Source organism: uncultured Campylobacter sp., from assembly GCF_938040115.1.
In the GTDB taxonomy this organism is placed as follows: Bacteria; Campylobacterota; Campylobacteria; order Campylobacterales; family Campylobacteraceae; genus Campylobacter_A.
Genome location: NZ_CALHXD010000069.1, coordinates 1 through 2,562 on the forward strand (window position 1 = coordinate 1; position 2,562 = coordinate 2,562).

Here is a 2,562-nt window from a genome sequence, read left to right on the forward strand (position 1 = left end):
CTTGACCTTTTTCGTATAAAAGCCCGAGATTGCCGCAGCCTAGAGCTTCTCCAGCCTCGCAAGCTTTAGAGTATAGCTCGCTAGCTTTTTTATAGTCTTGTTTTATACCTTCCCCGCTTGCGTATGAAAAGCCTAGATTATAGCAGCCTTTGATATCGCCCGCTTCGCAAGCCTTGGAAAACAGCTCGACGGCCTTTTTAGTGTCCTGTTTTACGCCTTGGCCGTTACTATATAAAATTCCCAGATTATAGCAGCCTTTTGCGTCACCCGCCTCGCAAGCTTTCAAAAACAGCTCGCTAGCTTTTTTATAGTCTTGCTCCACGCCGTCTTGCCCGTTTGCGTACGAAACGCCCAGATTATAGCAGCTTCTTGTATCTCCGCTGTCGCAAGCGTCTTGCAGCCTTTTTGCGTCATCGCCCGCACCAAACAAAACTGCCGCGCACGCTACCGCTATGACTACTTTTTTCATAAATTTACTCCCATAAAAAGATTAGAGCTATTTTATAAGATTTATTATTAAAATGCGAATAATTTTTATATTAAACGCTAAATTTGAGCGGGCTAAATTTGCCCACCGCGTCATCGGCTCAGATTTACTCAAATCTCCCGCCTTTATCCAAATTTTTTAAAATTTTAGCTATCATCGCGCTTTTATTAAGGAAAATTTTTGCATTTTAGTTACGTTTTTAAGCTCAGCATTCCGATATTTATGGGCTATTTTCCCCTCGGCGTCGCTTTTGGAATACTGGCCAAAAGCATGGGCGTTAGCGCATTTATCGCCATCACTCTTAGCACGCTGGCATACGGCGGCGCGGCGCAGTTTATGATGCTCTCGCTTTTTAGCGCTGGCACGGGACTTTTGGAGGTTTTTATCGTGAGCTACCTCGTAAATTTACGCCATACTTTTTACGGGCTGGCGCTTTTAAAAGAGTACAAAGATCTCAAATTTCGCCTTTTTAATATCGCGACTCTCACGGACGAAACTTTTGCGATATTTAAGGCGCTTAATATCTCGGACGCGGCGGAGCGTAGCTATGTTTTTACTCGGCTAAATTTGCTCTCGTGGCTCTACTGGGCGGCGGGAACGGCGGTCGGATGCCTAGCCGGCGGGCTTATCAAGGTCGATACGAGCGGGCTTGAGTTTAGCTTAACCGCGCTTTTTATCGTGATCGTGATGGAGATGTTTAAAAACGATAAGAACTATAAAGTGCTGGGTGCTGCGTGCTTTTTCGGAGTCGCCGGCGTAGCGCTCATGCCCGCTAAAGCGATGCTGGTAGGCTCGATGGCGCTTTGCTTTATTTTTATTTTAGTTTTTAAGGATAAGCTTTGATAAGCGTGAGCTCTAGCGAGTGGGCGATATTCGCTGCCGTGTTGCTAAGCGCGTTTGCGACCTTTTTGACGCGCGCCGCGCCGTTTTGCGTCATCAAAAACTATAAGCCTCGTCCGTGGCTAACGGCCGTGGAGCGACACATGGGGCTGATGATAATGGTTATCTTGGTGTGCTACGGGCTAAAGGACGTCAAATTTGACGTTTATCCGTACGGACTAAACGAAGCGGCGGCCGTTTTTAGCGCGGTTTTGATTCATCTGAAATTTAAAAATACCCTGCTTAGCATCGCGGCTTCGACGGGCATTTATATGGCGCTAATCAGACTTACGGCTTAAACGGAGGTTTTATGAAAAGAGTTACTATACTAGCAGTGGGTGGCACGGTAGCGGGAAGCGGCCCCGGATCGCTTGATGCGAGCTATACCTCAGGAACCGTTACGGTCGATAAACTGATCGCCGCGGTACCCGATATCAACAAGATAGCAACCATCAAAGGCGAGCAGATCTCAAACATCGGCTCTCAAGAGATGAACAACGAAGTTTGGTTTAAGCTAGCAAACAGAGTAAACGAGCTGCTAACTAGTGGCAAGGCCGACGGCGTCGTCATCACGCACGGAACCGACACGATGGAGGAGACGGCGTATTTTTTAAATTTAGTCGTCAAAAGCGATAAACCTATCGTTATGGTGGGCGCTATGAGAAACAGCGGCTCGCTAAGCGCGGATGGCCCCCTAAATATCTTTAACGCCGTAAACGTCGCGATGAATAAAGAAGCGGCAGGCAAGGGCGTAATGGTAGTGATGAACGACGAGATCCACGCGGCTAGAGAGGTGACTAAAACCAACACTACCGCTGTCGATACATTTAAATCTCCAAACAGCGGCAAGATCGGCACCGTGTTTTACGGCAACGTCAAATTTTACATGAATCCTACACGCAAACACACCGTAAATTCAGCATTTGACATCACAAAGATCAAGGAGCTTCCAAGAGTCGATATCATCTATAGCCACTCAAACGACAACCCGGACTTTGTAAATTTAGCCGTCAAAAACGGAGCTAAAGGCATCATAAACGCGGGCATGGGTAACGGAAATCCATTCCCAAGCGCGCTTGAGGCTCTAGGCGAAGCGGTTAAAGCCGGAGTAGTAGTCGTGCGAGGCTCGCGCGTAAGCAGCGGCGAGACGACTATGAACGGCGAAGTAGACGACGGCAAATACGGCTTTTTAACAA

4 protein-coding genes are annotated in these 2,562 nt (G+C 47.5%); 3 read left to right on the top strand and 1 reads right to left on the bottom strand.

All coding sequences use genetic code 11. The annotated features are described in order from the left end of the window. Window positions 1–469: tetratricopeptide repeat protein (locus tag Q0314_RS02780; protein WP_298056240.1), on the bottom strand; the 469-nt coding region annotated here is incomplete at its 3' end. A 198-nt stretch (window positions 470–667) separates the two neighbouring features. Between Q0314_RS02780 and Q0314_RS02785 the strand changes: the two genes are divergently transcribed. The 3 genes from Q0314_RS02785 to Q0314_RS02795 form a co-directional block, all read left to right on the top strand. After that, window positions 668–1,330 carry an AzlC family ABC transporter permease gene (locus Q0314_RS02785; RefSeq protein WP_298056242.1) on the top strand — a complete coding sequence of 221 codons (663 nt, stop codon included), beginning with the start codon at window positions 668–670 and terminating at the stop codon, window positions 1,328–1,330. Beyond that, window positions 1,327–1,665: an AzlD domain-containing protein gene (locus Q0314_RS02790; RefSeq protein WP_298056244.1), complete on the top strand. Its 339-nt coding sequence runs from the start codon at window positions 1,327–1,329 to the stop codon at window positions 1,663–1,665. The genes Q0314_RS02785 and Q0314_RS02790 overlap by 4 nt, the downstream gene beginning before the upstream one ends. An 11-nt stretch (window positions 1,666–1,676) precedes the next feature. After that, window positions 1,677–2,562: type II asparaginase (locus Q0314_RS02795; RefSeq protein WP_298056247.1), on the top strand; the 886-nt coding region annotated here is incomplete at its 3' end.